A 26663-nucleotide genomic window follows, 5' to 3' on the forward strand; every position below is an offset into this window, starting at 1 on the left:
GATGAAGACCCTGAAGGACTGGAGTTTCGCCGGGCGTGACGGCGCCTGCCTGATGCTGGACACCGGGGGCGGCCGCCGCCTGCGCATCGCCGTGCTGGAGCACGACCTGATCCGCGTCTCGCTCATCGGTCGGGACGGCTGGCGGCTGAACCGCAGCTGGTCGGTGGCGCCTGACGGCGACACCCCCATCGAAGGCCGGTCGCGCGATGATCTGGGCGGGTTTTCCTGTCCCGACTTCGCGCATGGGGAAACCGGGGACGGCCTGGTCATCGACACAGGGACCCTGCGGCTGACGGTGCGCCGCCCGCTGCAGCTGGTCTGGCAGGCGCGGATGGGCGATGACTGGCGCGTCTTTGCGGCCGACCGTCCGACCGGCGCCTACATGGCCGGCACCCGCGATCACGCGCACGCCCATTTCCTGCGCCGCCATCCGGACGAGCAGGTCTATGGCCTGGGTGAGAAGGCAGGCGACCTGGAACGCTCCGGCCGCCGGTTCGAGATGCGCAACCTGGATGCAATGGGCTATGACGCGGAAACGACCGACCCGCTCTACAAGCACATCCCGGTCACCATGACCCGCACGCCGGATGCGGGGTCCTGGTCGATCTTCTACGACAACATAGCCAGCTGCTGGTTCGACCTGGGCAACGAGCTGGACAACTATCACCTGCCCTATCGCGCCTATCGGGCCGAGGATGGCGATCTGGACTATTACATGTCCTGGTCCCCGGACCTGGCGGGCCTGACCCGGCGTCAGGCCTGGCTGACCGGCGGCACGGCCTTTCCGCCGCGCTGGTCGCTTGGCTATTCCGGCTCCACCATGAGCTATACCGACGCCCCCGACGCGCAGCGGCAGCTGGAGGGGTTCCTGGACCGGATCACCGCGCATGACCTGCCCTGCGACAGCTTTCAGATGTCCTCGGGCTATACCTCGATCGGGTCCAAGCGCTATGTCTTCAACTGGAACCACGACAAGTTTCCCGACATCGACGCCATGGCCGCGCGCTTTTCCGATGCCGGTCTGCACCTGATCGCCAACATCAAGCCCTGCCTGCTGCAGGACCACCCCCGATACGACGAGGTCGCGCAGAAGGGCCTGTTCATCCGCGACAGCGAGGAGGACCGCCCCGAGATCTCGGTCTTCTGGGACGACGAGGGGTCGCATCTGGACTTCACCAATCCGGATACGGTGGCCTGGTGGAAGGAGAACGTGACGACGCAGCTGCTGGCGCACGGCATCGGCTCGACCTGGAACGACAACAACGAATACGAGATCTGGGACCGCGGCGCGCGCTGCCACGGCTTTGGACAGCCCATCGACATCGCCCTGATCCGGCCCCTGCAGCCGGTGCTGATGTCGCGCGCCTCGCGCGATGCGCAGGTCGAACATGCCCCCGACCAGCGTCCCTACCTGATCAGCCGGTCGGGCGCGCCGGGCATCCAGCGCTATGCCCAGACCTGGACGGGGGACAACCGCACCGCCTGGAAGACGCTGCGCTACAACAACCGCATGGGGCTGGGCCTGTCCATGTCGGGCATCTTCAACATCGGCCATGACGTGGGCGGCTTTTCGGGGCCGCGGCCCGGCCCCGAACTGTTCCTGCGGTGGGTGCAGAACGGCATCTTCCACCCGCGCTTCACCATCCATTCCTGGAATGACGACGCGACGGTGAACGAGCCCTGGATGTATCCCGAGGTCCTGCCCCAGATCCGCGAGGCGCTGCAGCTGCGCTATCGGCTGATCCCCTATCTTTACACGCTGCTGTGGCAGGCGGTGACCGAGCACCAGCCGATGCTGCGCCCGACGCTGATGGATCACGAGGATGATCCGCGCTGCCGTGAGGAGAACGACGAGTTCCTGCTGGGCCGCGACCTGCTGGTCGCCACGGTGATCGAGGAAGGCGCGACGGAGCGTCGGCTGTGGCTGCCCGACAACGGCACCGGCTGGTGGGATTTTGCCAGCGGCCACCACCATGCGCCGGGGATAGAGGTTGTGCTGCCCGTCGATCTGGGCTCGATGCCGCTTTTTGTGCGAGCCGGCGCCGTGCTGCCGCTGTCCAGCGGCGCGAAACGGGCCGATCCCGCCGATGACACGGACCTTGTGCTGGCCGTGCATCCCGCGCCGGGCGTGTTCCGCGACGAGGCCGTCCTTTATGACGACGATGGTCAGGCCGCGGACGCACAGGGGGGGAACCACTGGCTGTTGCACGTGACCGTGACCGGCGACGCCAAGGCAATCGACCTGACGCTGCGCGCCTCGGGGCATTGGCAGCCGCGGCGAAATCAGCTGCATCTGACCCTGCCCGCCGGGGACGGCCGCATCCTGCGGGTGAACGGCCAGCAGGCCGACCGGATCGACATCTCGGCCATTCCCCGGCGTTGAGCATCGAACCGGCGGCCACGCGCTGTCCGGGCAGGGTCCCGGCGCGGCACCGGCTCCGCCCCTGCGGCTGCCCGGAGGTCGGCCTGCGGCTGATGGATCGATTCCGGCCCGCCGCCGTTGGTCCCTGCCCGGTGCCGAAAGGCGCCGTTCTGCCACATTCCGGGGAGCAGCCATGCCGATGACGGATCAAGCCAAAGCCCTGCTGCGGCCAGGGGAGACCTGCTGGCGGGTCGCCAAGGCCAGCCGCGCCGCCCTGATCGTCGACGCAGCGCAATACTTCCTGCAACTGCGCGCGGCTTTGATCGCGGCCAATCGCACCGCCTATCTCATCGGGTGGGACTTCGATCTGCGCATCGAGATGGTGCCGGGTGAAAGCGATGCGGAGGGCAATGCGCCCGATGGCTGGCCCAACGAGCTTGGCGAATTCCTCAAGGCGCTGGTCAAGGGCAAGCCGGGCCTGCGCCTGCATATCCTGAAATGGGATGGGGCGATGCTGGCCCAGATCGCCACCCAGGCCCGCGAGACGCTGAGCCTCAAGCGGGCCTCCAGGCGCATCCGGCTGGCGCTGGACAGCCATCATCCGGCGGGGGCCTGTCATCACCAGAAGATCGTCGTAATCGACGATCGCGTTGCCTTCTGCGGCGGGATCGACGTAACCACGGGCCGGTGGGACACGCGGGAACACAAGCCGGACGACCCGTGCCGGACCAGTCCGGGCGGATCGCTGCACCAGCCTTGGCATGATGTGACCACGGCGCTGGAAGGGCCGGTGGCCCGCGACCTGGGGGACTTGGCACGGCACCGCTGGCACTCCGCGACGGGCGAAAGGCTGCCCGTGCCGGAGACCGGCGGTGTCTCGGCCTGGCCTGCGGACCTGCAGCCGGACATCCGCGACGTCCGCATCGGCATCGCCCGGACCGCGCCACGCTATCACGGCAAGCCGCTGGTCAACGAGATCGAGGAGCTGTACCTGGCCGCGATTCGCGCGGCGCGCCACACGATCTATGTCGAGAACCAGTACCTGGCCGCCAGCACCCTCTGCGAGGCGATGGAGGCGCGGCTGGCCGAACCGGGTGGGCCGGAAATCGTGATCATCAACCCGGACGCGGCCCAGGGCTTTCTGGAAGACGAGGCGATGCACTCGATCCGCTCGCGCATGATCGAACGCCTGCAGGAGGCCGACCGGCGCGGCGGCGGCGGACGTTTCGCGATCTTTTATCCGCAGAACGCGGCAGGTACGGCGATCTATGTCCATGCCAAGGTCTTCGTAGTTGATGGCCGCTTCCTGAAGATCGGGTCGAGCAATATCGACAACCGGTCGATGGGCTTTGACACGGAATGCGACATCGCCATCGACGCGGCATCCGAGGCAGAACGGGGGCTGATCCGGAAATTCACGCTGTCGCTGCTGGCCGAGCATCTGGACTGCCAGCCGGGCGAGGTGAGCGAGGCTTGGGAGAAAGCCGGTTCCCTTCTGGGCACGATCAAAGCGCTGCGCAGGCCCGAAGGGCGCAGCCTGCAGCCGATCAAGCCCCATGTCCTCGACCCGCTGGAGCGCGCGCTGGCCGACAGCCGCATCCTTGACCCCCGTTACTGGCCGCAAAACCGCCTGCGCCCCAAGGATCGCGTCAAGCATGCCGCGAAGCGGGCCATGGCCCCCTATCAGTTCGAATCCGCCAGTCTGGGAACGGTCTTTCTGGCCGCTGGCGCTGCGGCAATCGGCGTCTGTCTTTATCGCAGCATGCGCCGCCGGGCGCGCCGGCGGGAACTTGCAACACCTGCCATCATCACAGAGCGGACCTTCCGTCCTTCGCCCCCTCCGCATGATGGGGGAAGCTGAGGGCCCGCAGAGACCTCCGTTCCGGTGCGAACCGGCGTTAAGCGTGTTGCCTCCGTGCCCTTCGGGCGCGACCCCAGCCCAGCCACGCGATTGACATCCGTGACGATCTGACCGCTGATTTCCCAAGGGACTTCGACAGGGCGGCGCGGATCATGCATACCGATATCATGCCAAGGCTGGACGCCAAGACCCGCGCGGACGCTGCGGTGGCTCCGACCCGATGATCGTCCGCTCTCGCCCCAGCCTGCTGACGCTGTTCTTTGTCCTCAAGGGTTCGATCATCCAACGGACCTGGCCGCAGCTGGCCACGGTCGGAATGCTGTCGCTGATCGTCGTCGCCGCCCATCGCCAAGCGCCCCAGATCATCCCCGGCATCAACCCCGCGCCCTTCACCCTCATCGGGATCGCGCTGTCGATCTTTCTCAGCTTTCGCAACAACGCCTGCTACGAGCGCTGGTGGGAGGCGCGCAAGCTCTGGGGCCAGATCATCCAGGCGGCACGCGACATCGCCCGCCAGACGGTGGTCCTGGACGAGGAGCCGGGCCAGACTTCTCCCGAGCGGCGCCGCATCCTGACCGCCATCATCGCCTTCAGCCAGGCCGTCGTGGGACAGTTGCGGCAGCGGGCCGACCAGCCGGCCCTGCCCGCCAGCCCCGCCGACCGGGTCCTGCAGGAGGTGGCCGCCGACATCGGAACCCTGCTGCGCCAGGGGCGCCTGGCGCCGGTAGAGGCGCTGGCCCTGAACGACAGCCTGAACCGGCTGATGCAGGCGCTGGTCGGCTGCGAGCGGCTGGCCAACACACCGCTGCCCTTTGCCTATACGCTGCTCTTGCACCGGACGGCCTATCTCTTCTGCTTCCTGATGCCATTCGGTTTCGCTGACATGCTGGGATGGTCGACGCCCTTGGCCGCGATGCTGGTCGCTTATACCTTCTTTGGCCTCGACACCTTGGGCGAGGAGCTTGAGGAGCCCTTTGGCCTGATGCCGAACAACCTGCCGATTTCGACCTATGCAACGGTGATCGAAAATCAGCTGCGGTCCGCCATGGGCGAGACGGACCTGCCGCCAATGCCGCTGCCGCGGGATTACGTCCTAACCTGAAGAGGAATTCGGCACGCTCCTCTTCCGGAACCAGGATGCCCCCTGAACGCGTTCTGCCCGAGGAAGGAGATCGTCATGTCAAATGAAAAGACCAGCCGCGGCCGCGCCCAGGACCGGCGCCTTGTCGCCTCGGGCCAGGATCATGAAGTCGCCTACGAGGCCCGGAAGATGGACGTCTCGCGCGACGAGGTTCGCGATGCGGTCAAGTCCGAGGGGAACAGCCGCGCCAAGGTCGAGCGCAAGCTGGACGACCGCTAAGCAATTCCCGGGGGCGCCGAGGCCCCCTGACGTGCAACAGCAAAGATGGAGGCCCCCGATGAGCCCGAGAGCGACCTGGAAGGGAACAATCAGGCTGGGCGAACTGGCCTTTCCGGTCTCGCTCTATGCGGCGGCGACCACGTCCAGGCGGGTGTCCTTCCATATCCTGAACCGCGAGACGGGCAATCGGGTCCGCCGGGAATATATCGACGAACAGACCGAGGAGACGGTCGAGAGGGACCAGCAGGTCAAGGGATACGAGACTGCCAAAGATCATTACGTGATCTTGGACCCCGAGGAGATTGCCGAAGCTGTTCCCGACAGCGACAAGACCCTGACCATCGAGGCCTTCATCCCCTGCTCGGCCGTCGAGACGGTCTATTTCGACAAACCCTATTTCATCGCCCCCTCGGACGAGGCTTTTGCGGATTCCTTCGCGCTTGTGCGCGAGGGGATGCGGAAGAAGAAGGTCGCGGCACTGGCGCGCGCGGTCCTGTTCCGGCGCGTGCGGACCGTGATGCTGCGGGTGCAGGGGCTGGGGCTGGTCGCCCATACCTTGAACTTCGACTATGAGGTACGTTCCGCCGAAGAGGCCTTCGAGGACCTGCCCGACCCCCAGATCGAGGGCGAGATGCTGGATCTGGCCAAGCACATCATCGAGACCAAGTCCGGCGCCTTCGATCCGCGCGACTTTGACGACCGCTATGACAATGCGGTGGCGGAACTGGTCCAGGCCAAGATCGAAGGCCGCAAGATCAAGGCGCCGAAGCCGCCAGAGGAAACCAAGGTCACCAGCCTGCTGGACGCGCTGCGGGAAAGCGCCAACGCCTCGGGTCGCGCAAAGCCGGCTGCGCCGCGCAAGCGCAGTTCGCCCGCCCCCAAGTCCGCCCCGTCCAAGAGCCGCAAGAAGGCCGGCTAGATGGCGCTGGAGACCTATAACAAGAAGCGCAACTTCAAGGCGACGCCCGAGCCGCCGGGAAAGGTTGGCGGGTCCGGCAGCGGCGACAGCTACCTGATCCAGAAGCACGCCGCGCGCCGGTTGCATTACGACCTGCGCCTGGAACTGGACGGCGTTCTGCTCAGCTGGGCGGTGACGCGTGGGCCCAGCCTTGTTCCAGGGGACAAGCGGCTGGCGGTGCAGACCGAGGACCATCCGCTGAGTTACGGCGATTTCGAGGGGACCATCCCGGCCGGCGAATATGGTGGGGGCAGTGTTATCCTGTGGGATCGCGGGCGCTGGAAGCCGTTGGGGGATCCGCGCAAGGGGATGGCCAAGGGCCACCTTGAATTCGAGATCGAGGGCGAAAAGCTGCGCGGCCGCTGGCATCTGACGCGGATGGCCCGCAAGGCACGCGACAAGCGGGACAACTGGCTTTTGATCAAGGGCGACGACGCCTTTGCGCGCAGCGAGGACGACCAGCCGATCGTCGACGAGCGTCCGGAATCGTTCAAGTCCGGGCGCATGGTCGAGGATCTGGCCGGCGAGGCGCCGGGATGGTCCTCTGCGGGCGGGCGGATCGACGGGGCGCTCGCGTCGGTTCCTGCCGGTGCGGAGGATGCGGATTATCCGGGCTTTGTGCCGCCCGCGCTGGCGACGCTGAAACCTTCGGCGCCGGCGGGCAGGAAATGGCTCCACGAGATCAAGTTCGACGGCTATCGCCTGCAGGCCCATCTTCGGGACGGACGCGCGACGCTGTTCACCCGCGGCGGACTTGACTGGACCGACCGCTTTGGCAGGGAGATTCCCGCGGCCCTGGGGCAGCTGAAGGCGCAGGTGGCGATCCTGGATGGAGAGGTGATCGTCGCGGGGCCAAGCGGCGCCTCGGATTTCTCGGCCCTGCAGGCCGATCTTGCCGAGGATCGCCGCGACCGGATGACCTTCTATGCCTTCGACCTCCTCTATCTGGACGGCAAGGACCTGCGCCCTGCGCCCTTGGTCGAACGCAAGGCGGCGCTGAAGGCGCTCTTGGCTGGTGCGCCCGAGCCTGTGAAATACAGCGAGCATTTCGAGGAGAATGGCGACCTGGTGCTGCGGCATGCCTGCCGCCTGAGTTTGGAAGGTGTGATCTCCAAGGACAGCAGCGCCCCCTATCGGTCGGGTCGCAGCGGAACGTGGATCAAGTCGAAATGCTCGGAGCGGCAGGAGTTCGTGGTCGCGGGCTTCACCCCGTCCTCGACCTCGCGCAACGCGGTCGGATCGCTGATCCTAGGCTATCAGGACGGCGGCAAGCTGGTTCATGCGGGTCGGGTGGGGACCGGGTTCACGCAGAAGGTGGCAGCGGACCTCTACAGGCGCCTCGACAAGATGTCCCGGAAAACCAGTCCCTTTGACGCCAAGCTGTCCGCCGAGGAGGCACGGGAGGCCGTCTTCGTCCGCCCCGAGTTGGTGGCCGAGGTCGAGTTCCGCGCCTGGACCGCCAGCGGCGCTATCCGGCACGCCGCCTTTCGCGGCCTCCGGGAGGACCGCGAGGCCCAGGAGGTCGTCCGCGAATCCGGGAACGTTGCCCAGGAAAAGCCGCGCCCCGCCGTGCGGCTGACCAGTCCGGACCGGGTCTATTGGAAAGATGTCGGCGTCACCAAGCAGGGGCTGGCGGATTATTATTCCGACGTCTGGACCCGGATGGGCCCCTTTGTGGCGAACCGGCCGCTTGCCCTGGTCCGGTGCCCCGACGGGGTTGGCGGGCAGTGCTTCTTTCAGAAGCACGCCTGGCGCGGGCAGTCCGCCGAGATCCTCAAGGCGCATGACCCAAAGGACAGTTCCGATGAACCCTTGGTCGCGGTCGACAGCCTGGCGGGCCTGATCGGTCTGGTTCAGGGCGGCGCGCTGGAGATCCATCCCTGGGGCGCCCAGATCGACGATCTGGAGCGGCCCGACTTCATCACCATGGACCTCGACCCCGGCCCCGGCGTTGCGTGGAACGATGTCATCGCGGCGGCACTGGAGGTCAGGGAGCGGCTGGCGGCCGCGGGTCTGGCAAGCTTCGTGAAGACCTCGGGCGGCAAGGGGTTGCACGTGGTGGCACCACTGAAACCGCGTGCGGGATGGGACCAGGTCAAGGGTTTTGCCAAGGGAATTGCCGAAGCCATGGCCGCGGACAGCCCCAACGCCTACGTCGCGACGATCACCAAGTCCAAGCGCAAGGGCAAGACCCTGATCGACTACCTGCGCAACGGTCGGGGCGCGACGGCCGTTGCGCCCTATTCCACCCGCGCCCGGCCCGGTGCCGCGGTGTCGATGCCGCTGGATTGGAGCGAACTCGGCGCCGCCATCGGTCCGGATTACTTCACCGTGGCCAATGCGATCTCCCGGATCGGCAACCTGGGGGATCCTTGGGAGGATTTCTGGAAAGCGTCGCGCCCCTTGGAAGCCGACAAACGGAAAATGCGGTAACGGCATCGCACCTTCAAGGCGGCAGGGTCAGCATCCACGGGACCGTCAGCTGCCCTTCTTCTTCTCGATCGCGATCGACTTGCGCAGCGCGTCCATGATGTTGACCACGTTGTCCTGCGGCTCGGGCGCCTCGCTGCGCTTGAGGGTGGCAGGGCGGCCGCGCTTCTTCTGCTTGCTGGCGATCAGCTTCTTCAGGTTCTCTTGGACCGGGTCGCGGACCATGGAGGCGTCCCAGGGTTCCGTTTTCTGCGTGATGACCTTCTGCACCATGGCCACCAGCTTGGGATCGGCCTTGCGGTCCGCGATGTCACCAAAAACCTCCTTGGGCTGGCGCACCTCATCGCCAAAGCGCAGCGTCCACAGCACGATCCCGTGGCCGTAGGGCTCCAGCATCACGGCCCGTTCGCGCCGCGCCAGCACCAGCCGCGAGATGCCGAGCGTGTCGGTCGCCTCCATCGCCTTGCGGATGACGACGAAAGCCTCTTGCGCCACCTTGTCGTCGGGCGTCAGGTAATAGGGCGTGTCGTACCAGATCCATTCGATACTGTCCGAGGGAACGAACTGCTCGATATTGATGGTCCGGGTGCTTTCGAGGCCCATGGCCTCCAGCTCCTCGTCCTCGATGATGATGTGACGGCCCTTCTCGACCTCATAGCCTCTGACCTCGTCCTCCTCCTCCACCGGGTCTCCGGTCACCTCGTCGACATAGCGGCTGCGGACGCGGTTTCCGGTCTCGGCATTGATGGTGTGGAACCGGATCTTGTCGCGATCGCTGGTCGCAGGCGTCAGCGACACGGGACAGGTGACGAGCGAAAGCTTCAGATAGCCTTTCCAATAGGTGCGTGGCGCCATGATCTGCCTCCGGGTCTGCAGGCCCCCAACGCCCGATCCCCGTCTTTGGTTCGCAGAGCCGCCGGCCAGAGCTCAGGTCCCGCGACGACCGCCTCCACATGCGACGGCAGGTGGTGGGGCCGGGACCCCTGCCCCCGGTGCCGCAGGAGCAGGTCCCGCATCTTTCATGCCGCATTTCTTGGCGGGTTCCTGCTGAATCGGCGAACTCTTCTTCCCTCCGCGGCCCGTTCGTGAAAAGGGAGATTCAAGAAGAGCGGTGCGTTCCGATTCGCGACCCGCCACAGAGCAGGAGCAGAGTTTCGACGTGTCAGATCGATACGCCAAGACCCGACATGACCCCATGCCGGCCACCGCAACCTCGTTCCAGGTGCGCGGTCGCTTCCTGACGGCGCTGGTTCTTCGCATCGACACCCAGACCGCGGACGCGTCCTTCCACGCGCAGCTGGATCAGCAGCTGCGCAAGACGCCGCAGTTCTTCTCCGGCGCGCCGATGGTTCTGGACCTGGCCAACGCCGCCTGCTTCCACGACCCCGAGCGCCTCCGCGACCTGGTCGAGAGCCTGCGGCAGCGCGAGTTGCGGGTCTTCGGGGTCGAGAATGCCGCCGCCATGGACGAGGCCCTGCTGCAGTCCCTGGGCCTAATCGCCGTGACCTCGGGCCGTGACGCGCCCCTGCCGCGCGAGACCGGCCCCGCCGCCGCCCCTGCCCCCGAGGCGCCGCGCCCGCCCGAGAACAAGGTCATCCGCTCGCCCGTGCGGTCGGGGCAGATGATCATGGCCGAACATGGCGACCTGACCGTGATCGGATCGGTCGCATCGGGGGCCGAGCTGATCGCGGCGGGCAACATCCATGTCTATGGTCCCCTGCGCGGCCGCGCCATGGCCGGATGCCACGGCGACGAGAGCGCGCATATCTTCTGCCAGAGCCTGAATGCCGAGCTGGTCGCCATCGCCGGGCTCTACCAGACCAGCGAGACGCTGGACGCGGCCGCCCATCAGCGCTGCACGCATATCTATCTGGAGGATGAAAAACTTCGCATGGAGGTCATCGGATGACGACAGAACCCAAGAACAATCCGCCGCTCGGGCGGGTCATCGTGATCACCTCGGGCAAGGGGGGCGTCGGCAAGACGACCTCGTCCGCGGCGATCTCGGCAGGCCTGGCAAAGCAGGGCTTCAAGACGGTCGTGATCGACTTTGACGTGGGCCTGCGCAACCTGGACATGACCATGGGCTGCGAGCGCCGGGTGGTCTTCGACTTCATCAACGTCATCCAGGGCGATGCCAAGCTGAAGCAGGCGCTGATCAAGGACAAGCGCGTTGACACGCTGTCGATCCTGCCGACCTCGCAGACCCGCGACAAGGACGCCCTGACCAAGGAGGGCGTCGAGAAGGTCCTGGACGAGCTGAAGGCCGAATTCGACTATATCGTCTGCGACAGCCCCGCCGGGATCGAGCATGGCGCCCAGATGGCGATGCATTTCGCCGACGAGGCCGTCGTTGTCACCAACCCCGAGGTCTCCTCGGTCCGCGACAGCGACCGCGTCCTGGGCCTGCTGAGCAGCCAGACCAAGCGTGCCGAGACCGTGGGCGCCGAGCCGATCAAGGCGCAGGTTCTGATCACCCGCTTTGACCAGGACCGCGTCGACCGGGGCGAGATGATGACCGTCGACGACGTGCTGGAGATCCTGGCGGTGCCGCTGCTGGGCGTCGTTCCCGAAAGCAAGGCGATCCTGAAGGCGTCGAACGTCGGTACCCCCGTGACGCTGGACGGACCGTCGGCCGCGGCGCAGGCCTATGACGACGCCGTCTCCCGGCTGACCGGCACGCAGGTCGAGATGCGCATCGTGGGCGAGCGTCGCCCGGGTCTCTTCCAGCGTCTGTTCGGGCGTGCGTCATGAACCTGTTCAGCTTTTCCCGCAAGAAGACGCCGCCCAAGACCGCGCAGACGGCCAAGGACCGCCTGCAGATCCTTCTGGCGCATGAACGCAGCAGCACCGGCACCGCCGAGGCCGACTACCTGCCCATGCTGCAGCGCGAAATCGTCGCGGTGATCCGCAAACATGTCCCGATCGGCGACCATGACGTCGACGTCCGGATGGAACGCGGTGACCAGATGTCGAGCCTCGAGATCAATATCGAGCTGCCCGGCGCCTCCGGCTCCAAGGCAGGCTGAGCACTCTCTCATTCCGACGGACGGTCCGGGCCTCACGCCCGGGCCGTCCCTTGGCGTGCCCCTTTGTCAGGGCCATGCGCGCTGCCCGTCCGCGGAACAATTCCCGGCGCAGATGCTTTGGGGTGCAGCGGAGCGGCCGTCGCAACGGCAGGACCTCTTCCGCTTCACAGAACCGGAGACGCAAGATGGACAGGTCCGCAAAAGCCATGACACACAAGCTGCAGGGGCGGCTCTCGGCTGGCCGGCTGGCCCTGGGCAGCGCGGTCGCGCTGGCGGCCCTGGCCTATGCAAATCACCGCGTGGCGCGGCAGGCCGAACACGACAACCCGCCCCAGGGGCGGTTCCTGACGATCGACGGCGTGCGCCTGCATTACGTCGAACGCGGCTCGGGTCCGGCGCTTGTTCTGATCCACGGCAATGGCAGCATGGTGCAGGACTTCGGCTCCAGCGGGCTTCTGGAGCTTGCCGCGCGTCACCATCGCGTCATCGTCTTTGACCGGCCCGGCTTCGGTCACAGCAACCGCCCGCGCAGCACGATCTGGAGCGATCGGGCCCAAGCCGACCTGCTGGGCGCGGCGCTGGCGCAACTGCAGGTGGGGCCGGCTGTCGTTCTTGGCCATTCTTGGGGATGTTCGGTCGCGATCGCGCTGGCGCAGCGGCATCCGCAGCAGGTCAGCGGGCTGGTGCTGGCCTCGGGCTACTACTATCCGACAGCACGGCCCGATGTCGCCCTCATGTCCGGTCCCGCCGTTCCGGTCCTGGGGGATGTGGCGCGCTACACCGTCTCACCCCTGCTCGGGCGGCTCCTGTGGCCCGCCTTGCTGAAAAAGCTTTTTGGTCCCCGACGCGTCCCCGCCAAGTTTGCAGGATTTCCTAAGGAACTGGCGCTACGCCCGTCGCAGATCCGCGCCAGCGCCGCGGATTCGGCCCTGATGATCCCCGATGCCGCCGCTGCCTGCAGCAGCTATTCCAGCCTTCAAGTTCCGGTCGCCATCCTCGCGGGCGCGCAGGACCGTCTGATCGACCCAGAGACGCAATCCGCCCGCCTTCACCGCGATATCAACCAGAGCAGCCTGCACCTGATCCCGGGAGGGGGCCACATGATCCAGCAGACCGACACGGACGCGGTGATGGCCGCAATTGATGCCGTCCGGGAGCTGGCGAGGCCGGGGATCAGCCCCGCCTGACCCTTGGGACCTCGGCCAAGCGGAGAGCGCGGCGAAAAGAACATGCGCGGCGCCGCATATCAGCCACCGGCCAGATGATAGCGGCCGGTGATGAAGCTTGGCTGGTGTGACAGCAGGCAGTACGCTAGTGCCGAAAATCGTGCCTTTAAATCCCGCCGCGCCTCAAGTATTGACCCGCCCGACTTCGACCAATCATTTTTCGCATCGATAGAGGCGCTGGTGGCACGGGCGGAACACCATGTGAGGGGCCGGGAGATTGACGTTCTCTGCCAGACCTTCTTGGCCGAACTCCGGCCTTAGCCCCGAAAACTTAAGGCCGCCAAAAGGTGCTTCAGCTTGGACCGCGCCTAATTGTTGATCTAGGCCGGTTCGGGAGCCTGGCCAGCCACGGCTACGTACCGGCCTTCCAATTCGCTCTCCATATGCTATTTTTCCTGCTTTACCGGCGCGGCTGCTACGGCGGATGAGCGAACCTGCGGTCTTGCCCATTTGGCCGAATACAATGCCCCCCGCGAAAGGCGAAGCATTGCCGAGGCTGAGCCGCCGCTGAACTGGCCCCTGTTTCGACCGGACACTTGGGCATAACCATGGAGGCTTAGGCATATGTCTAAGCACGTGCTTATGTCAGAGATCGAAATCATCACCGATGGTGGTCGCCGGCGCCGCTGGACTGCTGCCGAGAAGCTCCGGATCGTCGAGGAGACGCTAGACGACCGCGCCAGCATCTCAGTGGTAGCGCGCCGCAATGGCGTGGCGCCCAACCTGCTCTATCGTTGGCGGCGTCTGATGCTCGAAGGGGGAAGTGTTGCCGTGGCCGAGGACGATGCTGTCACCAGCAACAAGGTTGTGCGGCAGCTTGAAGACCGCATTCGCGAACTTGAACGCGCACTCGGCCGCAAGACGCTGGAGGCCGAGATCTTGCGGGAGGCTTTGGACAAGTCGCGCGTAAAAAAACCGACCTTGCTCGTGCGGTCGCCGCTGAAGGGAGATTTCCAGTGATGGCGGTGGCCGAGACGTTGGAGGTTTCCCGCTCCAACCTGGTCGACCGACTGAAGGGCAAAACGAAGCCGCGGCAACGCTATCACAAGGCGCAAGACGCGGCGGTTGTGCCGCTCATTACAGCGCTCGTCGCGGCGCGACCGACCTGCGGCTACCGGCGGATCACGGCGATCCTGAACCGCCAACTGCGCTCGCAAGGTTCGGCACCGGTAAACCACAAGCGCACTTACAGGATCATGAGGGCGCACAATCTGCTTTTGGCCCGCAAGTATTCCGAGCGGCCGGAGCACATCCATGACGGCAAGGTCATCGTTATGTGCTCGAACCTCCGCTGGTGCAGCGACGGCTTCGAGTTCACCCCGCTCGGAACGGCGACATCATTCGCGGCGCCTTCATCATCGACGCTCATGACCGGGAGATCATCGCCTGGAAGGCTGTGGTCAATGCCGGTATCAGCGGGTCAGACATTCGCGACATCATGCTCGAAGCCGTGGAACGTCGATTTGGCGCCCTGCGAGCACCGGCGGCGATCGAAATGCTGACCGACAATGGGTCGCCATACATCGCCAAGGACACCCAGATCTTCGCCCGTCAGCTCGGCCTGAAGCCCTGCTTCACGCCAATCCGCAGCCCGCAGAGCAACGGCATGTCAGAGGCTTTTGTGAAGACGCTCAAGCGCGACTACGTCCAGGTAACGCCGTTGCCCGACGCAGAGACCGCTCTGGGATTGATCGGAAGCTGGGTCGAAGATTACAACGACAACCACCCACACTCAGGGCTGAAGATGCGCTCGCCCCGCGAATCCATCGCCGCTCAAACCGCAACCGCCTGAGTGTCCGGTGAAACGGGGGCAAGACCAGCCGCGCGCTGCAACTGCTCCAACTCATGTCCGGCCTGTCCCAAACCTCAAGCACTGATTGGCCGGGGGTTGGGGGCTGACGCCTTCGCCGTTACCAAGGCCCTGGCCCCTGGATGGAGTTGCAGATCGGCTTGGAAGCGCCGGCTTCGTCGCCTGCACTACTGCTGGACCTCGACGGCCGGCATGAGGGCTGGCCATGTGCTGTTGCGAGCATCACTTGCCGTTGCTCCAAGGTCGGCGGGATCAGGCGCGTTTCGTCTCATGCCTTGCACCGGGTCAGTAACCCTGCGGCGCGTACGCTGTGCTGCGCGCCCCGGCCTTGCCGGAGCAGCCTGCGCCTAGTGCCCTGCCTTTCCGGGAACCTGCCGGGGACCGCGCAGCCCGAAATGCTCGGCCAGCACATCGACCACATTGTCGGCCATTGCCTGCCGGGTTTCCTCGGTCCCCGAACCCAGATGGGGCGTCAGGACGACATGCGGGTGCTCCAGCAGCGCTTTGGGAACCTGGGGCTCGTGCTCGAAGACGTCCAGCCCGGCCCCGGCGATGCCGTTCTGGCCAAGCACCGCGACCAGCGCATCCTCGTCCACGACGGGCCCGCGCGCGATATTGATCAGGTAGCCCTGCGGCCCAAGCGCCTGCAGCACGCGGGCATCGACCGCATGATGGGTGGCTTCGGTCAGCGGGCAGGTCAGGACGATGGCGTCGCATTCCGCGGCCAGATCGACGATGGACGCGTGATAGGGCAGATCGACCGGCTTGGGGCGGGGGCCAGTATAGGCGACCTTGGCCCCCAGGGCCTGCAGACGCGACGCGACCTCCATGCCGATCGCGCCAAGGCCCACCACACCCACCGTCATGCCGACCACCGACCGCCCGAGCGGATAGGTCGCCCCGCCCGCCCAGCTGCCGTCCCGGACGAAGGCATCGGCCCGCACCATGTCGCGCGTGACGGCCAGCAGCAGCCCGATGGCCGTGTTGGCCACATCGCGCGCCAGGATGTTCGAGCTGTTGCGCACCAGGATGCCCCGGGCATGGACCGCCTCCAGATCGACATTGTCCAGCCCGGCGCTGTAGCTTGCGATGATCTCCAGCGCCGGCAGGGCGTCCAGCATGGCGCGGTCCACGACCGTCTTGCGCAGGGCCAGCCCGGTCACGGCCGCGCCGTGCCGCTGCAGAAAGGCGGGGATCTGCGCCTCGTCCTCGGGCAGGTGCAGGACGGTGAACAGCGCATCAAGCTCTGCCAGCGTGGAGGCCGGCAGTTCTGCCGCCCGCAGGATGGTCGGTTTGGTCATCGGGTATCCCTTTCAGGTCAAGGCTGGATCGCGCAGGGGGCACGGCCCGCGACGGCCGCGCGATGGAACCGGGGCAGGCCCTATCCCGCCATCTCCCACTTGGGCCTCGGCGCGGCGCCGATCAAAGTCCGTGTATAATCTTCGCGCGGGTTCCGGAACAGCATCTCTGCCTCCTGCTCCTCGACCGCGCGGCCGCCCTTCATGACCAGGATGCGGTCGGCCAGCCTGCGGACGATCGGCAGGTCATGGGTGATGAAGACCAGGCTCAGCCCCAGCCGGTCGCGCAGGTCTGCCAGCAGGTTGATCACCTGCATCTGGATCGACACGTCCAGCGCCGAAACCGCCTCGTCGCAGATGATCAGTTCGGGATCGCAGGCCAGCGCCCGGGCGATCGCGATCCGCTGCCGCTGCCCGCCCGAGAACTGGTGCGGATAGCGGTCCGCATGTTCGGGCTGCAGCCCGACCAGGTCCAGAAGCTCGCGAACCCGGTCGCGCCACGCGGCTTTGGGCAGGATGTCGCGGTGGATGACCCAGGGCTCCGAGATGATCTGGAAGACGCTCATCCGGGGGTTCATCGAGGAATAGGGATCCTGAAAGACCATCTGCACCCGCCGGCGATAGGCCAGCAGGTCCTTTGGCCCCATCGTCAGGACATCGCGACCGCGCCACAGCACCTGCCCTTCGGTGGTGGGTGTCAGGCGCAACAGCATCCGGGCGACCGTGGATTTGCCGGACCCGCTTTCGCCCACGATGCCCAGGGTCTGCCCCTTGGTCAGCGTGAACGAGACCTCGTTGACGGCATGCGGCATGGCCGGGTTGCGGGGCGTCCCCGCCGGCAGCCCGTAGACCTTGACCAGGTCCCGCACCTCCAGGACCGGCGGGCCCTGGTCCGCCACCCGTGCGCCCGCGCCGTCATGTCCGGGCAGCGCCTCCATCAGCTTGCGCGTGTAGGCGTGGCTGGGGGCGGCAAAGACGGCCTGCGCCTCGCCGGCCTCGACGATGCGGCCCTGGCTCATGACGACGATCCGGTCGGCCATGCTGGCGGCCACCTCCAGGTCATGGGTGATCATGATGATGGCCAGGCCATCCTCGCGCTGCAGCCGCTTCAGAAGGTCCAGCACCTGCGCCTGGACCGAGACGTCCAGCGCCGTCGTCGGCTCGTCCGCAATCAGCACCTCGGGGTCCAGCGCAATGGCCATGGCGATCATGATCCGCTGCCGCTGGCCGCCCGAGAACTGGTGCGGGTACCAGTCGATACGCGTCTGCGGCTCGGGGATGCCCACGCGGTCCAGGACGGCGATGGCGCGGCGGCGCGCCTCGGCCGCGCTGCATTTGCCATGCGCCGCATAGACCTCGGTCAGCTGCCAGCCGATGGTGAAGACCGGGTTCAGGTGGGACAGCGGATCCTGGAAGATCATCGCGATGCGGGCGCCGTTAAAGGCCAGCCGCTGGTTTTCCCCCAGATGCGTGATGTCCTGCCCGCGATAGAGGATGCTGCCCGACACGATCTCGCCCGGGGGCGTGTCGATCAGCCCCATGATCGCCGAGGAGCTGACCGACTTTCCCGATCCCGATTCCCCCAGGATGACCAGCGTCTCTCCGGCATTCACGTGGTATGACACGTCATCGACCGCGCGGAACGTCCCGGCCCCGGCATGGAAATCGACGGTCAGCCCGCGCACCTCGATCAGGGGCATGGCGGTCTCTGCGGCATGGGGGTCATCGCTCATGCGGTCTTGTCCTTGCGGTTCAGGCGCTTCAGGGTCCTGCGATCCAGTTCCAGCCGCCAGCGCTGATGGGGGTCCGACCAGGTGCGCCACCAGCCCGACAGGATGTTCAGCGACAGCGTGGTCAGCAGGATGGCCAGGCCCGGCCAGAAGGCCACCCACCAGGCATTGGCCAGGTAGCCCCGCCCCGTGGCGACCATGGAGCCCCAGGTGAAGGCGGGCGTCTGCACCCCCAGCCCCAGGAAGGACAGCGAGGATTCGGCCAGGACGACCGTCGCGAAATCGATCGCCCCGATGGTCAGAAGCGTGGGGATCACCATCGGCGCGATGTGGCGAAAGATCATGCGGGAATGGCTGGCGCCCAGGGCCTCGGCCGCCGACACGAACATGCGCTGGCGCACCTCCATCACCTCGGCACGCGTCGTGCGCAGATAGATCGGGATGCGCGTGATCGCCAGGACGATCACCAGGTTGGTGATCGAGGGTCCCAGGCTGTAGAGCACGATCAGCGCCAGCAGCAGGGACGGAAAGCTCATCACGATGTCGGTGGCCCGCAGGATGATCGTGCCGAGGCGCCCCTTCGAATAGCCGGCCACCAGGCCCAGCATGCCGCCCATGATCAACGAGCACAGCACCGCCGAGGCCGCGACCCCAAGCGTCGTCTGCGCGGCGACGATCAGGCGCGCCAGGATGCTGCGGCCCAGGGTGTCGGCCCCCAGGACAAAGGCCCAGCCCTGGTCGAGCGAAAAGGGCGGCATGTTGCGGGCGCGGAAGTTCGGCTTTTCCGCCAGATCGCCCATCAGCGCAGGGCCGATCAGCGCGCAGATGGCAACGACGCACAGAAAGACCAGGGCGCCGGCCGTGACCGGATCGCCGAGCAACCTGCGCAGTCCCAGGGGCAGGCGCCGGGACGGCGTGGCGGGATCGGCCTGCGGCCGGGGCGCGGGGGTGGGTTCCATCATCGTCATGCCGCCTGATGCCTGATCCGGGGATCGAGCAGCGCATAAACGAGGTCGATCACGATATTGAGGATGAAGATCGCCAGTGCCGTCACCAGGATCGTCGACTGGATCAGCGCAAAGTCGCGCCGCAGGATCGCGTCGATCATCAGCTTGCCGATGCCCGGCCAGCCAAAGATCGTCTCGACCACCACGGCGCCGTTGATCAGCCCCGCCGTCAGGTCGCCCGCGACGGTGATGACGGGCAGCAGCGCGTTGCGCAGGGCGTGGACAAAGATGATCTTGCCGCGCCGGACGCCCTTGGCACGCGCCGTCTTGACATAGGGCGCCGAAAGGACCCCGATCATCGACCCGCGCACCACCTGCGTCAGCAGGCCGAAGGGCCGCAGCATCAGGACGCCGATCGGCATGACCCAATGCAGCGCCGATCCGGTGCCCGAGGTCGGAAGCAGGCCCAGGGACACCGAAAAGACCAGGATCGCCACGATGGCCACCCAGAAGTCTGGCGCGCTGGCCCCCGCCAGGGACGAGGTCGTGGCCAGCCTGTCGAAGATCGACCCCGGCCGGGCCGCCGCCAGCGACCCCACCAGGACCGCAAGGGCAAAGGACAGGCCCATGGCGATGGCCGCCAGCTTCAGCGTCTGCGGAAAGGCCTCCAGCGCCGCGCCCATGGCCGGCACGTTGCGGCTGAGCGACATGCCGAAATCCAGCCGCGCCAGGTCGCCCAGATAGCGCAGGAACTGGACGATGATCGGATCGTCAAAGCCGTTCATCTGGTTGAAGGCCTGCCGCTGCGCCTCGGTCGCGTCCAGCGGCAGATACAGATAGGCCGGATCACCCGTCAGCCGGGACAGGAAGAAGACCAGCACAAGAAGGCCGACCAGCGCGATCAGGCTGTGGGCTGTGCGTCTGGAGATGTATCGCAGCACCGGGCGGGCTCCTTTTCCTCAATGTCCATGCAAGACGAAAGGGGCGCCAAGGCGCCCCTTCCGGTCAGTCATTGAAGCGGATCTTGGACAGCTGGATCTCGCCATTGGTCTTCAGGTCGGGGGTCCAATCCAGGCGCGGGTTGACGCGGACATAGCCGACCATGTGATACATCGGAATGTCCGCGATCAGGTCGTCATGGACGATCCGCGCGGCCTCGGCAAAGCCCTTGGCGCGGTCTTCGCCGGTGGCGGTCATGGCCTCCTGCACCACCTGGTCCAGCGCCGGGTCCGAGACCGTCGAATACTGGCCGTTGCTGGTATACATCACCGGGATGGTAAAGCCCGCATCGCCGGTGTTGTTGTCGTGCTGCTGCTGGAACAGGGTCGGACCGCGGTCCTGCGGGAAGGGCTTGTCCAGATAGCGCACCCAATCGGCGGCCTCCAGCGCGCGGACCTCGATGTTCAGGCCCAGGTCGGACCACAGCGCCTGCATCGCCTCCAGCGACTCGCCCGAGTTCGGGAAAAAGCCGTTGCGCCCGATCAGGGTGATGGGCGTGTCGACCGGCACGCCGTCGGCCTTGGCCTCCTCGATCAGCTGGCGCGCGCGCTCCAGGTCATAGGTCCAGGGCTGCAGCGCCTCGTTGTGGCCCCGAATGCCCGGCACCACCATCTGCGAGGCCCGCAGCACGTCGGCCCCGAACAGCGCCTCGCCCATGCCGTCCCAATCGATCGAGATGTTCAGCGCCTCGCGGACGCGCGCATCGTCCAGCGGCGGGATCTGCATGTCGATCCGCATCCTAGTGGTTTCCGAGTTCAGATAGGCAAAGTCCGTCTCGGGGTTGGTCGCGTCCTGAACCGCGATGGCCGGGGTCAGGTCTGCCTCGCCCGTCTCGACCATGGCGGCCCGGATGGCACTTTCGCCGCGCCAGACGAAGGTGGCTTCCTCGACCGCAGGCGCCTCTCCCCAGTAGTCGGGGTGGCGCGACAGCACGATGCGTTCGGGCGTGGCTTCCTGAAGGACATAGGGGCCGGTGCCTGCGGGCTCATTCGTTTCCGCGTCGAAGGGAAGCGAGGGCGCCACGATCTGCACCGTGCTCATCAGGGTCGGCATGATCGGGTTGGGGATCGAAGACTGGATCTGCACGGTCCGCTCATCGACCGCGCTGGCCGTCAGCTTCTGGTCGCCGAACTTGGACCGGCTGTCGCAGGTCAGCGCCGGGTTCATCAGCCGATCGACCGAATTGACCACGGCTTTCGCGTTCAGCGGCGCGCCGTCCTGGAACGTGACGCCGTCGCGCAGGGTGAACTGCCATGTCTGCGGATCGACCTGCGTCCATTCCGTCGCAAGATGGGGCACGACCTCGCCCGTCTCGGGATTGGTGACCGTCAGGGTCTCGGTGATGTTCATATTGATGACGCGGCCGATATCCGCGCGGATCGAGCGGCAGGGCTCGAGGTTGGCGGGCTGCTCGGGCAGGACCACGGTCACGTTCTGCGCGGCGACCTGCGATACGGACATCAACAGTCCGGCCACGAGGGATGGAACAAGAATTGTCTTCATATGGCGAGCCCTCCTCTGCTCGTTGATCGGCGTGCAAGGCCAGCGGCGCGCACGTGACGGACCTGCCTCCCAACAGGATGCCGTCGCCGAAGAAACCTAGTGCCTCAGAACATTCACACTCTTTTCCGGGTGGGAGATCCTCACGGTCAGCGATGACCGTCGTGGTTCGGGCCGGGTGCCGCAATCGCTGCGGCACCCGCGTTCGGGAAGGCCGGTGCGGGCTGTTGCCCGCACCGGCCAAGGCATCACGACCGCAGATCGGCGGGCAGCAGCGCCTCGGGCAGGTTCTGGAAGCAGACCGGCCGCAGGAAGCGGCGGATCGACAGGGTCCCCACGCTGGTCGCGCCGAAATTGGTGCTGGCGGGATAGGGACCGCCATGGACCATGCTGTCGGAAACCTCGACGCCGGTGGGGAAGCCGTTGGCCAGCACGCGGCCGGCCATCCGCTCCAGCACCGGCAGCAGGCGGCGGGCCAGGTCGGTGTCGCCCTCGTCCATCTGCAGGGTCGTGGTCAGCTGGCCGCCAAAGCTGCGGGCCACCTGCTCCATCTGCGCCTGGTCGCGGACGCGGATGATTAGGCCAAGAGGACCGAAGACCTCTTCGGCCAGTTCGTGGTTCTCCAGCCAATCATCCGCCGAAACCTCGAAGAGATAGGGAGAGCCGTTGCGGGCCTCGCAGGTCGTCGTGACCAGTGCGCGCACACCCTTGCCGGCCCCCACGCGGGCCGCGCCGCTGCGATAGGCATCCGCCATCCCGTCGGTCAGCATGACCTGCGGACCCGTGGCCGACAGCGCCTCCTTGGCGGCATCGGCGAAGGCATCGGCATCGGGGCCGTCGACCACCACGCCGATGCCCGGGTTGGTGCAGAACTGGCCCGCGCCCATGGTCAGGCTGGCCGCCCAGCCCTGACCGATCTGCGCGCCACGCGCGGCGGCGGCCTGGGGCAGGACGAACATCGGGTTCACGCTGCCCAGTTCGCCGAAGAAGGGGATCGGCTCGGGCCGGCTGGCGCAGAGGTTAAAAAGCGCGCGGCCCCCGCCCAGGGATCCGGTAAAGCCCACGGCCTTGATGCGCGGGTCGGTGACCAGCGCCTCGCCCACGTCGCGCTTGCCCCCCTGGACCAGGCTGAAGATGCGCGGGTCCATGCCAAGCCGCTTGATCGCCGCGACGATCGCGTCGGCCACGACCTCTCCCGTGCCGGGATGGGCGCTGTGGCCCTTGACCACGACCGGGCAGCCGGCGGCCAGCGCGGCGGCGGTGTCGCCGCCCGCGACCGAAAACGCCAGCGGGAAGTTCGAGGCGCCAAAAACGGCAACTGGACCGATCGGCCGCTGGATCATCCGCATGTCGGGACGCGGCAGCGGCTGACGGTCGGGCAGCGCCTTGTCATGGCGGCGGTCCAGATAATCGCCCTTGCGCACATGTTCCGCAAACAGGCGCAGCTGGCCGGTGGTGCGGCCGCGTTCGCCCTGCATGCGCGCCTCGGGCAGGCCGGTCTCGGCGTGGCCGATGGCGGTGATGGCGTCGCCGCGGGCGTCGATCTCCTCGGCGATGGCCTCCAGAAGGGCCGCGCGCTCTTCGCGGCTGCTGGCCGCGAAACCCTCAAAGGCCGCGTCGGCGGCGGCGCAGGCCTGCGCCACCAGCTCGGGCGTGCCGACCGAATATTCATGCGCCTGACCCGTCGCGGGGGCCGAGGAAAAACGGCCCTCGGTTCGGATCTTCTCGCCTGCGATCAGGTGGTCGCCATGGGGAATATGGGTCATGTCAGCGTCCTGTCCGTTTGCGCCATTCGGCGTATTTCGTCAGATTTTCCTCATCCGTGGCGGGATAGAGGCCGATGATCGCCGCGCCGGCATTCACCTGCTCCAGCACGAAGTCCTCGAAGGATTCCATGCCCGTGCATTCCTCGGCGATCTCCTCGGCCAGATGCGCCGGGATGACCATGACCCCGTCGCCGTCCCCCAGCATCACGTCGCCCGGAAAGACCGGGGCATCGCCGCAGGAGATGGGCACGTTGATGTCGATCGCCTCGTGCAGCGTCAGGTTGGTGGGCGCCGAGGGCCGGGCGAAATAGGCCGGCATGTCCAGCGCGGCGATCCCCGCCGCGTCGCGCACACCCCCGTCCGACACAACGCCCGCCGCGCCGCGCAGCGCCAGCCGGGTGATCAGGATCGACCCCGCCGTCGCGGCGCGGCTGTCCTTGCGCGCATCCATGACCAGTACATGGCCCTCGGGGCAGGTTTCAACGGCGACGCGCTGTTTGTGGTCGCGGTTGCGGAAGACGGTGATCGGGTTGCGATCCTCGCGCGCGGGGATATAGCGCAGTGTGAAGGCTTGGCCCACCATAGTCACGGGCTTCCTTTCCACCGGCACGACCCCCTGGACGAACTGGTTGCGCAATCCGCGCTTGTAAAGTGCCGTCGCGACCGATGCCGTGGACACCTTCTTCAGCTTTTCGCGCGTCTCGTCAGAGAGGATGTAGTCGCTCATCATGTATTCCTCAGATTAAGCCGTTGGCCGCCATGAAGCGGTCCAGGTCGGTCTGTTGGGCGGCGGTCAGCGGCCAAGCCGACGGTGCCCGCGTGGGACCGCAATCCAGCCCCTGCGCGATCAGCGCCGCCTTGACGCCCGTGACATTGGTGCCGTTCATCTCTTGCGCGCGGATGTCCTCAAAGACCCGCATCCGGTCGATCAGGGCGTTGGCGCCGTGATAATCGCCGCCCTCCAGCGCGGCATGGATCGCCACGGAATGTTCCGGCCAGACGTTGATCAGCCCCGAGGTGAACCCCCGCGCGCCGACGGCATAGAAGGTGGGCGCCCAGACCTCGGCCAAGCCCCCCACCCACACGATGGCAGGATCGCAGGCGGCCCGCGCCTCGGCCAGCTTCTGGGGGTTGGGCGTGGCCCATTTGACGCCCCGCACGCCCGGCACCGCGCAGAGATCCGCGATGGCCCTGGTGCCGATGGCGTCGTTGCGCAGATAGATCATCATCGGCAGCCCGCCGGACGCATCCGACACGGCCTTCAGGTAATCCACCACGCCGCGCGGCGCCACAAAGGGATCGGGCGGCTGATGCACCATCAGCGCCGCAGCCCCCGCATCGGCCGAGGCACGGGCCAGCCGCTGCGCATCGCGCAACCCGCGTCCCACGCCGGCCAGCAACGGCGCGCGGCCGTCCACCAGTCGCGCGACCTCCTGCACCATGGTGCAGGCCTCGTCGGTGGTGAGGGCATAGAATTCCCCCGTGTTGCCGTTCACGACCGGCATGTGCAGCCCCGCCGCCAGCGCCCGATCCAGGATCGGCGCCAGCCGCGCCGGCGCGATGTCGCCCCGGTCGCCATAAGGGGTGACGAGGATGCCCGAGATGCCCGTCAGGGCCTGATCCAGCGCCATCATCAGAAGATATCCGGTTCGCCGGCGGCGCGGCCGAAGCCCCGCTCGAGATAATCGAAGTCGCAGCCCTTGTCGGCCTGTGTGACATGGCGCGAGAACATCCAGCCCCAGCCCCGCTCGAACCGCGGATCGGGTGCCTGCCAAGCGGCGCGGCGCGCCTCCAACTCGGCCTCGTCGACCAGCATGTCCAGGCGGCGCGACGGCAGGTCCAGCCGCACGATATCTCCGGTCTTCAAGAGCGCCAGCGGCCCGCCCACATAGGCTTCGGGTGCGACATGCAGCACGCAGGCGCCATAGGAGGTGCCGGACATGCGCGCGTCGGAAATGCGCAGCATGTCGCGGTGGCCCTGCTTGATCAGCGCCTTGGGGATGGGCAGCATGCCCCACTCCGGAAAGCCCGGTCCCCCAAGCGGCCCCGCATTGCGCAGAACCATGACCGTGTCGGGCGTGACCTCCAGGTTCTCGTCATCGACCGCCGCCTTCATCTCGGGGTAGCTGTCAAAGACCAGCGCCGGCCCTTCGTGGACGTGATATTTCGGATCACAGGCGGCGGGCTTGATCACCGCGCCATCGGGACACAGGTTGCCGCGCAGGACAGCCAGCGAGCCCTCGGCATAGACCGGGTTCGACAGGGGCCGGATGACGTCGTCGTTGAAGACCACGGCGCCTTCCAGGTTGTCGCCCAACGTCTTGCCGGTGACGGTCAGGGCCGACAGGTCCAGCCGGTCCTCGATCTGCTTCATCAGCGCGCGCAGGCCGCCCGCATAGAAGAAGTCCTCCATCAGGTAGTCCTTGCCCGAGGGCCGGACATTGGCCACCAGCGGCGTGACCCGGCCCAGTTCGTCCAACTGGTCCAGCGTCAGGTCGACGCCGGCGCGGCGGGCGATGGCGATCAGGTGGACGACGGCATTGGTCGAGCAGCCGGTGGCCATCGCGACGATGGCGGCATTGCGGACGGCGGCCTCGGTCACGATGCGGTCGGGGGTCAGATCCTCCCAGACCATGTCGACGATGCGGCGGCCGCAATCTGCCGACATGCGCTGGTGGCCCGCATCGACTGCCGGGACCGAGGAGGCGCCGGGCAGCGTCAGCCCCATCGCGTCGGTGATCGCGGTCATCGTGCTGGCCGTGCCCATGGTCATGCAGACCCCGGCCGAACGGGCGATGCCGCCCTGCAGCCCCTGCCACTGTTCGTCCGTGATGTTGCCCGCGCGCCGTTCATCCCAGTACTTCCAGGCATCCGAACCCGACCCAAGCTTTTGCCCGGCATAGTTGCCGCGCAGCATCGGCCCCGCCGGCAGATAGATCATCGGCACGCCTGCCGTGATGGCACCCATGACAAGGCCCGGCGTGGTCTTGTCGCATCCGCCCATCAGCACGACGCCGTCCAGCGGGTGGCTGCGGATCTGTTCCTCGGTCTCGATGGCCAGGAGGTTGCGATAGAGCATCGAGGTGGGCTTGTTGAAGCTTTCGTCGACGGACAGCGCGGGCAGCTCGACCGGAAAGCCGCCGGCCTGCAGGACGCCGCGCTTCACATCCTTGACCCGCTCGGGGAAGTGCGAATGGCAGCTGTTCAGGTCGGACCAGGTGTTCAGGATGCCGATGATCGGGCGGCCCATGAAATCGGCCTCGGAATAGCCCAGCTGCATCATGCGCGAACGGTGGCCAAAGCTGCGCAGGTCGTCCGGCGCGAACCATCGGGCGCTGCGCAGATCGGCGGGTTTCTTGGTCGTGGTCATGTCTACCTCGGGTCGTC

Annotated in this window: 20 protein-coding genes and 1 pseudogene; 11 read left to right on the forward strand and 10 right to left on the reverse strand. The window is 66.7% G+C overall.

Annotated features, from left to right (window positions below; all coding sequences use genetic code 11):
* The first annotated feature begins 1 nt into the window (after position 1).
* The 6 genes from ACNR9W_RS16660 (at position 2) to ligD (ending at position 8974) form a co-directional block, all read left to right on the forward strand.
* Positions 2-2383 carry a glycoside hydrolase family 31 protein gene (locus ACNR9W_RS16660; RefSeq protein ID WP_419269620.1) on the forward strand — a complete coding sequence of 794 codons (2382 nt, stop codon included), beginning with the start codon at positions 2-4 and terminating at the stop codon, positions 2381-2383.
* Positions 2384-2555: 172 nt separating this feature from the next.
* The gene (locus ACNR9W_RS16665; RefSeq protein WP_419269618.1) at positions 2556-4223 is read left to right on the forward strand and encodes a phospholipase D-like domain-containing protein; all 1668 of its coding nucleotides are present in this window, start codon (positions 2556-2558) and stop codon (positions 4221-4223) included.
* Positions 4224-4443: 220 nt separating this feature from the next.
* The gene (locus ACNR9W_RS16670; RefSeq protein WP_419269617.1) at positions 4444-5325 is read left to right on the forward strand and encodes a bestrophin family protein; all 882 of its coding nucleotides are present in this window, start codon (positions 4444-4446) and stop codon (positions 5323-5325) included.
* A 75-nt stretch (positions 5326-5400) separates the two neighbouring features.
* On the forward strand, positions 5401-5583 hold the full coding sequence (locus ACNR9W_RS16675; protein WP_419269615.1) for a DUF3606 domain-containing protein: 183 nt from the start codon (positions 5401-5403) through the stop codon (positions 5581-5583).
* Between the two features lie 58 nt (positions 5584-5641).
* Positions 5642-6502: a non-homologous end joining protein Ku gene (gene ku, locus ACNR9W_RS16680; protein WP_419269613.1), complete on the forward strand. Its 861-nt coding sequence runs from the start codon at positions 5642-5644 to the stop codon at positions 6500-6502.
* A complete protein-coding gene (gene ligD, locus ACNR9W_RS16685) occupies positions 6503-8974 on the forward strand; it encodes a DNA ligase D (protein ID WP_419269611.1) in 2472 nt (823 codons plus the stop codon).
* Between the two features lie 45 nt (positions 8975-9019).
* On the opposite strand, the gene ku (ACNR9W_RS16690) is transcribed toward ligD, so the two are convergent.
* Entirely contained in the window at positions 9020-9826 is an 807-nt protein-coding gene (gene ku / locus ACNR9W_RS16690; RefSeq protein WP_419269609.1) for a non-homologous end joining protein Ku, read from the reverse strand.
* 340 nt (positions 9827-10166) lie between these two features.
* Between ku (ACNR9W_RS16690) and minC the strand changes: the two genes are divergently transcribed.
* From minC to ACNR9W_RS16715, 5 genes and pseudogenes are all read left to right on the forward strand, one after another.
* The gene (gene minC / locus ACNR9W_RS16695) at positions 10167-10880 is read left to right on the forward strand and encodes a septum site-determining protein MinC (protein WP_419269607.1); all 714 of its coding nucleotides are present in this window, start codon (positions 10167-10169) and stop codon (positions 10878-10880) included.
* Positions 10877-11725: a septum site-determining protein MinD gene (minD, locus tag ACNR9W_RS16700; protein ID WP_419269606.1), complete on the forward strand. Its 849-nt coding sequence runs from the start codon at positions 10877-10879 to the stop codon at positions 11723-11725. Before minC ends, minD begins: the two co-directional genes overlap by 4 nt.
* Entirely contained in the window at positions 11722-12000 is a 279-nt protein-coding gene (gene minE / locus ACNR9W_RS16705) for a cell division topological specificity factor MinE (protein WP_419269605.1), read from the forward strand. Before minD ends, minE begins: the two co-directional genes overlap by 4 nt.
* Positions 12001-12206: 206 nt before the next feature.
* Positions 12207-13187 carry an alpha/beta fold hydrolase gene (locus tag ACNR9W_RS16710; protein ID WP_419269603.1) on the forward strand — a complete coding sequence of 327 codons (981 nt, stop codon included), beginning with the start codon at positions 12207-12209 and terminating at the stop codon, positions 13185-13187.
* A 603-nt stretch (positions 13188-13790) separates the two neighbouring features.
* Positions 13791-15018, forward strand: a pseudogene (locus ACNR9W_RS16715) (IS3 family transposase).
* Between the two features lie 365 nt (positions 15019-15383).
* Here the strand turns inward: ACNR9W_RS16715 and ACNR9W_RS16720 are convergent.
* From ACNR9W_RS16720 to araD, 9 genes are all read right to left on the reverse strand, one after another.
* Positions 15384-16337, reverse strand: coding sequence for a 2-hydroxyacid dehydrogenase (locus tag ACNR9W_RS16720; RefSeq protein WP_419269591.1), 954 nt, complete (start codon positions 16335-16337; stop codon positions 15384-15386).
* Positions 16338-16417: 80 nt separating this feature from the next.
* Complete coding sequence (locus ACNR9W_RS16725; RefSeq protein WP_419269590.1) at positions 16418-18067, reverse strand: dipeptide ABC transporter ATP-binding protein; 1650 nt, start codon at positions 18065-18067, stop codon at positions 16418-16420.
* Positions 18064-19026, reverse strand: a complete 963-nt coding sequence (locus tag ACNR9W_RS16730; RefSeq protein WP_458478762.1) for an ABC transporter permease — start codon at positions 19024-19026, stop codon at positions 18064-18066. The genes ACNR9W_RS16725 and ACNR9W_RS16730 overlap by 4 nt, the downstream gene beginning before the upstream one ends.
* A 2-nt stretch (positions 19027-19028) precedes the next feature.
* Positions 19029-19952 (reverse strand): ABC transporter permease, encoded by a 924-nt coding sequence (locus tag ACNR9W_RS16735; RefSeq protein WP_419269586.1) that lies wholly within the window; start codon positions 19950-19952, stop codon positions 19029-19031.
* Between the two features lie 64 nt (positions 19953-20016).
* A complete protein-coding gene (locus tag ACNR9W_RS16740; protein WP_419269585.1) occupies positions 20017-21471 on the reverse strand; it encodes an ABC transporter substrate-binding protein in 1455 nt (484 codons plus the stop codon).
* 287 nt (positions 21472-21758) lie between these two features.
* Complete coding sequence (locus ACNR9W_RS16745; protein WP_419269584.1) at positions 21759-23276, reverse strand: aldehyde dehydrogenase (NADP(+)); 1518 nt, start codon at positions 23274-23276, stop codon at positions 21759-21761.
* A gap of 1 nt (position 23277) precedes the next feature.
* Positions 23278-24003, reverse strand: a complete 726-nt coding sequence (locus ACNR9W_RS16750) for a ribonuclease activity regulator RraA (protein ID WP_419269583.1) — start codon at positions 24001-24003, stop codon at positions 23278-23280.
* A 10-nt stretch (positions 24004-24013) separates the two neighbouring features.
* On the reverse strand, positions 24014-24910 hold the full coding sequence (locus tag ACNR9W_RS16755; protein ID WP_419269582.1) for a dihydrodipicolinate synthase family protein: 897 nt from the start codon (positions 24908-24910) through the stop codon (positions 24014-24016).
* Entirely contained in the window at positions 24910-26646 is a 1737-nt protein-coding gene (gene araD / locus ACNR9W_RS16760) for an L-arabinonate dehydratase (RefSeq protein ID WP_419269581.1), read from the reverse strand. The genes ACNR9W_RS16755 and araD overlap by 1 nt, the downstream gene beginning before the upstream one ends.
* Between the last annotated feature and the right edge of the window lie 17 nt (positions 26647-26663).

The sequence above is a fragment of the Paracoccus sp. T5 genome (genome assembly GCF_048538155.2).
GTDB lineage: Bacteria > Pseudomonadota > Alphaproteobacteria > Rhodobacterales > Rhodobacteraceae > Paracoccus.

Excerpts from the sequence above, each read along its gene's own strand:
- ACNR9W_RS16660 (WP_419269620.1), top strand. The coding sequence starts at position 2 with ATGAAGACCCTGAAGGACTGGAGTTTCGCCGGGCGTGACGGCGCCTGC.
- ACNR9W_RS16665 (WP_419269618.1), top strand. The coding sequence starts at position 2,556 with ATGCCGATGACGGATCAAGCCAAAGCCCTGCTGCGGCCAGGGGAGACC.
- ACNR9W_RS16670 (WP_419269617.1), top strand. The coding sequence starts at position 4,444 with ATGATCGTCCGCTCTCGCCCCAGCCTGCTGACGCTGTTCTTTGTCCTC.
- ACNR9W_RS16675 (WP_419269615.1), top strand. The coding sequence starts at position 5,401 with ATGTCAAATGAAAAGACCAGCCGCGGCCGCGCCCAGGACCGGCGCCTT.
- ku (WP_419269613.1), top strand. The coding sequence starts at position 5,642 with ATGAGCCCGAGAGCGACCTGGAAGGGAACAATCAGGCTGGGCGAACTG.
- ligD (WP_419269611.1), top strand. The coding sequence starts at position 6,503 with ATGGCGCTGGAGACCTATAACAAGAAGCGCAACTTCAAGGCGACGCCC.
- ku (WP_419269609.1), bottom strand. The coding sequence starts at position 9,826 with ATGGCGCCACGCACCTATTGGAAAGGCTATCTGAAGCTTTCGCTCGTC.
- minC (WP_419269607.1), top strand. The coding sequence starts at position 10,167 with ATGCCGGCCACCGCAACCTCGTTCCAGGTGCGCGGTCGCTTCCTGACG.
- minD (WP_419269606.1), top strand. The coding sequence starts at position 10,877 with ATGACGACAGAACCCAAGAACAATCCGCCGCTCGGGCGGGTCATCGTG.
- minE (WP_419269605.1), top strand. The coding sequence starts at position 11,722 with ATGAACCTGTTCAGCTTTTCCCGCAAGAAGACGCCGCCCAAGACCGCG.
- ACNR9W_RS16710 (WP_419269603.1), top strand. The coding sequence starts at position 12,207 with ATGACACACAAGCTGCAGGGGCGGCTCTCGGCTGGCCGGCTGGCCCTG.
- ACNR9W_RS16720 (WP_419269591.1), bottom strand. The coding sequence starts at position 16,337 with ATGACCAAACCGACCATCCTGCGGGCGGCAGAACTGCCGGCCTCCACG.
- ACNR9W_RS16725 (WP_419269590.1), bottom strand. The coding sequence starts at position 18,067 with ATGAGCGATGACCCCCATGCCGCAGAGACCGCCATGCCCCTGATCGAG.
- ACNR9W_RS16730 (WP_458478762.1), bottom strand. The coding sequence starts at position 19,026 with ATGATGGAACCCACCCCCGCGCCCCGGCCGCAGGCCGATCCCGCCACG.
- ACNR9W_RS16740 (WP_419269585.1), bottom strand. The coding sequence starts at position 21,471 with ATGTCCGTATCGCAGGTCGCCGCGCAGAACGTGACCGTGGTCCTGCCC.
- ACNR9W_RS16745 (WP_419269584.1), bottom strand. The coding sequence starts at position 23,276 with ATGACCCATATTCCCCATGGCGACCACCTGATCGCAGGCGAGAAGATC.
- ACNR9W_RS16750 (WP_419269583.1), bottom strand. The coding sequence starts at position 24,003 with ATGAGCGACTACATCCTCTCTGACGAGACGCGCGAAAAGCTGAAGAAG.
- ACNR9W_RS16755 (WP_419269582.1), bottom strand. The coding sequence starts at position 24,910 with ATGATGGCGCTGGATCAGGCCCTGACGGGCATCTCGGGCATCCTCGTC.
- araD (WP_419269581.1), bottom strand. The coding sequence starts at position 26,646 with ATGACCACGACCAAGAAACCCGCCGATCTGCGCAGCGCCCGATGGTTC.